The following is a 6,642-nucleotide window of genomic DNA, read 5'->3' on the forward strand; positions in this document are numbered from 1 at the left end:
TGAGAATGCTGGCCATTCGAGGCCGGCAAACCGGGCCTATCATATCCAAGATTCGTCACCAGCTTAAGGCCCAAGGTGCAAATGAAACGATCTGCTTTCTTTATTTCCGACGGCACCGGCATCACTGCCGAGACGCTGGGACAGAGTCTTCTGGCCCAATTCGAAACCATTACCTTCAACAAGTTCACGCGACCGTACATTGATAGCGTGGATAAAGCGCGCGCAATGGTACAACAAATCAACACAGCGGCTGAAAAAGATGGTGTAAGGCCCATCATCTTCGACACCATTGTCAATCAGGACATTCGCGAGATCCTGGCGACTTCCAACGGTTTCATGATCGACATTTTCTCGACCTTTCTGGCGCCGCTGGAGCAGGAATTGACCTCCCATTCGTCCTACTCGGTGGGCAAGTCCCATTCGATAGGCGGCAACTCCAATTACATGGAGCGCATCGAGGCTGTCAACTTTGCCCTGGACAACGACGACGGTGCCCGCACCCACTATTACGACAAGGCCGACCTGATTCTGGTGGGCGTGTCGCGCTGCGGCAAGACCCCGACCTGCCTATACATGGCCATGCAATTCGGCATCCGCGCGGCCAACTACCCATTGACCGAAGACGATATGGAACGCCTGCAGCTGCCCTCTGCCCTGCGTGCGCACCAGCACAAACTGTTCGGCCTGACCATCGACCCCGACCGTCTGACCGCGATTCGCCACGAACGCAAGCCCAACAGCCGTTATGCCAGCTTCGCCCAGTGTGAATTCGAGGTGCGTGAAGTTGAGAGCCTGTTCCGCCGCGAGAACATCCCCAATATCAACTCCACGCATTTTTCGGTGGAAGAGATTTCGGCGAAGATCCTGGTGGAAAAAGGCGTGGAGCGGCGGTTCAAGTAGGAGCACGGCTTGCCGGCGATGGCGATCTTTCGGCCGCCATCGCCGGCAAGCCGTGCTCCTACCCCATTGCGGTTGCATCCGCAGTAAACAAAAACGCCCCGAAACCGGGGCGTTTTTGCGTCTACTTCACACTCAGAGCGTCGATTGCCCGCTCAGCGCCAGGTCCACCAGCTCGCGGTTGGCCACCGCGTACATGGCGTAGTCGGTGCCAACGGCGCCGCGCAGCTCGTCGAGCATGGCGCGCCAGCGCACGACCATGGTCTTGTGCTGCGACACCCACAGCTCGACCCGTGCATCCATGTCCTCCGGCGCGTTGTTCATTTGCAGCAGGGAAATGGTGATCGCCCGTTGCTGCAGGTCGATGTCGTCGCGGAACGCTTCGCGGGCCAGGGCTTGCCAGTTGTTTTCCACCGACAGGTTGCTGATTTCCTGCAGGTACCAGGTCAGGTCCAGGGCACTGCCCACGGCAAAGAAGGCCTTGGCCACCTGCGCCGGATCCTGGCCGGTGACGTCCGAGGCTTCGATGATCGGCAGCAGGGTGTACAGGTGCGTGGTCCCGGCCACCATGCGCGCCAGCAACTCCGGCACGCCAGCTTCGACAAAGCCCTGATAGCGGGTCTGCCAACGCTCGCGGGTCGGGCCTTCGAGCAGTTCGTCGAGCTTGAGCCCCAGTGCCGCGATCTTCGGCCCGAAATGCGCCACGTCACGCCCGGCGTCCAGTTCGTTGCGACGGCTGCGCAGGAACCAGCGCGTTGCACGGCGACCCAGGCGCATCAGCTCATCCATCAGGGTCAGCTGGATTTCAGCCGGCACCTGATAGTCCAACGCCTCGATCTGACGGAACCAGTGCGGCAGATGGAAGATGTCCCGCACGATCACGTAGGCACCCGCCACATTCGCCGGGCTCATGCCGGTGGACTCCTTGAGTCGCTGAACAAAGGTGATGCCCATGTTGTTGACCAGGTCGTTGGCGATCTGGGTGCTGACGATTTCGCGCTTGAGGCGATGGCGACGCATGGCTTCGGCGAACTTGCTGACCAGCGACGGCGGGAAAGCAGTCTCCATGTCACGGGTCAGGTAGACGTCGTCCGGCACCCGCGACTTGAGCAAGGCTTCCTTGAGGTCGATCTTGCTGTAGGAAATCAACACCGACAACTCAGGACGGGTCAGGCCATGGTTGGCCGCCAGGCGCTCGGTCAGTTGCTCTTCGGATGGCAAAAACTCGATGGCACGGTCCAATTTGCCACGGGCTTCAAGATCGGTCATCAGTCGCTTGTACTCGGCAATCCGCTCGTAGGCACGCCGGGCTGCCAGGGACAGGGCCTGGGTCTGCTTGTAGTTGTTGCCCAACACCAGGTTGCCAACCTCATCGGTCATGCTGCCCAGCAGCTGGTTACGCTGCTTGCCGGTCATGTCGCCGGCCTGCACCACCTCGTTGAGCAGGATCTTGATGTTGACCTCGTGGTCGGAGCAATCCACGCCACCGGCGTTGTCGATGAAGTCGGTGTTGGAGCCCCCGCCATTGACACCGAACTCGACGCGCCCCAGCTGGGTCATGCCCAGGTTACCGCCCTCGCCCACCACCTTGCAGCGCAGCTCGTTACCGTTCACGCGCAGCGCGTCGTTGGCCTTGTCGCCGACATCGGCGTGGCTTTCGGAGCTGGCCTTGACGTAGGTGCCGATACCACCGTTCCAGAGCAGGTCGACCGGGGCCTTGAGCAAGGCATTGAGCAGCTCGGTCGGGGTCAGCTTGTCGGCTTCGATGGCGAAGCGCTCTTTCATCTGCGGGGTGATGGCGATGGACTTGGCGCTACGCGGGAAGATCCCGCCGCCAGCGGACATGATGCTGGTGTCGTAGTCGGTCCAGGCCGAACGTGGCAGGTCGAACAGGCGTTGGCGCTCGGCAAAGCTGCTGGCCGGCTCCGGGTTCGGGTCGATAAAGATGTGCAGGTGGTTGAACGCGGCCACCAGGTGCAGTTTGTCTGACATCAGCAGGCCGTTGCCGAACACGTCACCCGCCATGTCACCGATGCCGATCACACTGACGCTGTCTTCCTGCACGTTAATGCCACGCTCACGGAAGTGGCGCTGCACACCGACCCACGCACCGCGGGCGGTGATGCCCATTTTCTTGTGGTCGTAACCGGCCGAGCCACCGGACGCGAACGCATCGCCCAGCCAGAAGCCGTAGTCGATGGCGATGCCGTTGGCGATGTCGGAGAAGGTCGCGGTGCCCTTGTCGGCCGCCACCACCAGGTACGGGTCGTCATCGTCATGACGCACCACGTTGGCCGGAGGTACCACACCACCGTCCTTGAGGTTGTCAGTGATGTCGAGCAAGCCGCAGATGAAGATGCGATAGCAGGCAATACCCTCGGCCTGGATCTCGTCACGGCTGCCACCCAGCGGCAGGCGACGCGGCAGGAAGCCGCCCTTTGCCCCCACCGGCACGATGACCGAGTTCTTCACCTGCTGGGCTTTGACCAGGCCCAGCACTTCGGTACGGAAGTCTTCCTCGCGGTCGGACCAGCGCAGGCCGCCACGGGCGACGTTACCGAAGCGCAGGTGAACCCCCTCGACCCGTGGCGAATAAACGAAGATCTCGAATTTCGGTACGGGTTTGGGCAGCTCGGGGATCAGCTTGGGGTTGAACTTGAAGCTGAAGTACGACTTGTTTTGGCCATGGGCGTCGGGCTGGTAGAAGTTGGTCCGCAGCGTGGCCTTGATCAAGTCCAGATAGCGACGCAGGATGCGGTCTTCGTTGAGCACCTGAACGTCGTCCAGGGCCGACAGAATCGCGTGTTCCAGACGCAGCTGCTTGTCGTCCAGATTTTCGTCGGAGAGTTTGCGCGCCAGGTAGAAGCGCGTCTTGAACAGCCGGGTCAGCTCACGGGCGATGTCGGTGTGGTTGTTCAACGTGCTGGCGATATAACCCAGGTCAAAGCCCAGGCGAATCTGCTTCAGGTAACGGGCGTAGGCACGCAGCAGCGCGACGTCGCGCCATGGCAGGCCAGCGGTGAGCACCAGGCGGTTGAACGCATCGTTCTCGGCATCGCCACGGACGATGTGGACGAACGCGTCCTGCAGGGTGTCGTTGAGCTGCTGGATATCCAGGTTCAGGCCTTCGCTGTAGGTGAAGGCAAAGTCATGGATCCAGAACTCACGGCCATTGCTGTGGCGCAGGCGATAAGGGAACTCGCCCAATACCCGCAAGCCGAGGTTTTCCAGAATCGGCAGCACGTCGGACAACGCCAGTGGCGTGTCGGCGTGGTACAGCTTGCAATGCAACTGCAAGGAGCCTTGGGTCAGTGGCTGGTAGAAGCTCATGACCAGCGGTTTTTTCTCGGACAGGCTAAGCAGGTGCTGCATGTCGACCACCGCCGAATGGGCGGCGAAACGCTCACGGTAGCCGGCCGGGAAGCCTTTCGGGAAGTCGGCCAGGACGTTGGTGCCCTGGGCTTCGCCGAAGTTTTCCACGGTCAGGGTGGCATAGTCGTCCTGCCACGAGCGGCAGGCCTGGATCACTTCGTTTTCCAGTTGCACCGGGTCGATATCGATACGGTTTTTCGGGTCGACTCGCAGAATCAGCTGCACACGCGCCAGTACGGATTCGGAGAAGAAGGTCCAGAATTCGCAATCGCTGGCCTTCAGGCGCTCCATCAGCACCTGCTGGATTTTCTGCCGCACTTCAGTGGAGTAGATATCGCGCGGCACATAGGCCAGGCAATAGCAGAAGCGGCCGTAAGGATCCTTGCGCAGGAACACGCGAATCTTGTTGCGCTCCTGGATCTGCACGATCGACATCACGGTGCTGAACAGTTCATCGACCGGGGTCTGGAACAGGTCGTCGCGCGGCAGCACTTCCAGCACCTGCGCCAGTTCCTTGCCCAGGTGCGCCTTGGCATCGAAGCTGGAACGGCGCTCGATTTCGGCGACCTTGCGGCGGATGTAGGGGATCTGCCGCACGCTCTCGCCATACACCGACGAGGTGTACAGCCCCATGAAGCGGCATTCCTTGATGACCTTGCCGTCGGCACCGATCTGGCGAATCGAGACGAAATCGGGGTAGGCCGGGCGGTGTACGCGGCTTGGGTGTGCGGCCTTGGCGAAGGACAGCAGCAGCGGCTCGTTCAGATAGTTGACGGCGTAGTCTTCGATGCGCAGGTCTTCTGCCTTGAGGCCTGCGCGCAGCAGTCTGGTCAGGCCCAGGAACGATTGCTCGTCATACACCAGATGGCCGCCAACGGCGTCGGCGTTGACCACGAATTCTTCGTAACCGAGGAAGGTGAAGTGATTGCCGAGCAACCATTCCAGAAAGCCTCTGACTTCGGCTTTCTCGTCATCGTCAATGGCGAATGGCGTCTGGTCGACCAGCGCCAGCAAATCATGCACCTTGGCTTTCATCGGCTCGAAATCGGCCACCGCCACGCGCACTTCAGCCAGCACCTGTTCCAGCTCGCGGGCCAGCAGGATCAGCTCGGCCGGGTTGGCGCAGCGGTCGATCTCCAGGAACATCAGCGATTCTTGCAGCACGCCCTCGCCCTGGGTGCCCTTGGGCAGGATTTCCAGCAACTCGCGCTGGCTGCCACGGCGCACGCTTAGCACGGTGGTTTGCAGGGTATGGATGCTGTAGCCGCGACGGTTCAGCTCGGTGCGGACCGAGTCCACCAGGAACGGCAGGTCATGGTGCAGCACTTCGACCGCGGTGTGGGTCGACTGCCAGCCATGGCGTTCGTAATCGGGGTTGAAGACGCGAACCTGGGGCTGGGCGTGGTCGAAACGTTCCAGCAGGCGCCAGGCCGACAAGGTGCAGCCAGCGAGGTCGGAGAGCCGACGCATCGTCAGCTCGTCCATGGAAATGATGCCGAAGAATTGCTCGGCGAACAGCGCCACTTGTGGCAGTGCCTGTTCACTGATGTTCTGCGCCAGGGCCGCTTGCAGTTGATGCTGGAAGTCGGCTTTGCTGGCTGCGGTGAAGAACGCCATCTGTGGTACTCCGCTAGGGCTTTGTTATTGAATGAAGCGTCGTCGCGCATGTTCCCTGCCGGCATAAACCTTAGTCGAGCCACCGGCATCCGCCACGAAGCTTACCCAGTGCCTGCCTGCCCGTGCTTGCGGTGCTGCGACATATTCGGTCATTGAGGAGTTGCACCGTGCCCGCAAAGCAGCCCGCTGGCACGGACGTTCCAGCACTGCCGACGCTCGAGGTCGTAGAAATGGCCAATCGGTGGCAGAATCGCCGCCTGCCCCTTTTTCTGGACTGCACCATGCAAATCACGACCGATACCCTGCTCGCCACCCCTTGCGATGATGAAGAAGGCGATATGGCGACCGTTTGCTGCCTTGGCAGCGAAATGTTCGCACTCACCCGTGACCCGAAAGACACCTGTGCCGTGCTGACCCTGGGTGATGAGGACGGATTTGAGATCAGCGACTTCAAAGTCACCCTCGGCAAAGCGCGACTGCTGATCGAACTGGCCGCCGCCGATGCCATCAAGGGCGACGATCAGGTGCAAATCAACTTCAAGGGCGAACACGTGGATTTTGCTGAAGTCGAGCAGACCCTCAAGGCGATCCTCAAAGGCACCGGCACCTACGTCAGCGAGCTATAACCCTACTTGTAGGAGCGGACCTGGCCGCGATGGGCCGCGCAGCGGCCCCCTTGGGCCTGTGACATCTGCGAATCAGCTTGCCAGTGCCGGCGGTTTCAGAATCGCCGGGGCCGCTGCGCAGCCCATCGCG

General features: G+C 61.0%; 3 protein-coding genes. 2 read left to right on the forward strand and 1 reads right to left on the reverse strand.

Going from position 1 to position 6,642, the window contains the following annotated elements; genetic code table 11:
- Positions 1-81: 81 nt before the first annotated feature.
- A complete protein-coding gene (locus GUY40_RS18425) occupies positions 82-900 on the forward strand; it encodes a pyruvate, water dikinase regulatory protein (protein ID WP_166570334.1) in 819 nt (272 codons plus the stop codon).
- 132 nt (positions 901-1,032) lie between these two features.
- Here GUY40_RS18425 and GUY40_RS18430 read toward each other — a convergent pair whose 3' ends face one another.
- Positions 1,033-5,886: an NAD-glutamate dehydrogenase gene (locus GUY40_RS18430; protein WP_166570335.1), complete on the reverse strand. Its 4,854-nt coding sequence runs from the start codon at positions 5,884-5,886 to the stop codon at positions 1,033-1,035.
- Positions 5,887-6,167: 281 nt separating this feature from the next.
- Here GUY40_RS18430 and GUY40_RS18435 point away from each other — a divergent pair, with 281 nt between their 5' ends.
- A complete protein-coding gene (locus GUY40_RS18435) occupies positions 6,168-6,512 on the forward strand; it encodes a hypothetical protein (RefSeq protein WP_166570336.1) in 345 nt (114 codons plus the stop codon).
- The last annotated feature ends 130 nt before the right edge of the window (positions 6,513-6,642 follow it).

The organism is Pseudomonas sp. R5(2019), from assembly GCF_009905435.1.
Lineage (GTDB): Bacteria > Pseudomonadota > Gammaproteobacteria > Pseudomonadales > Pseudomonadaceae > Aquipseudomonas.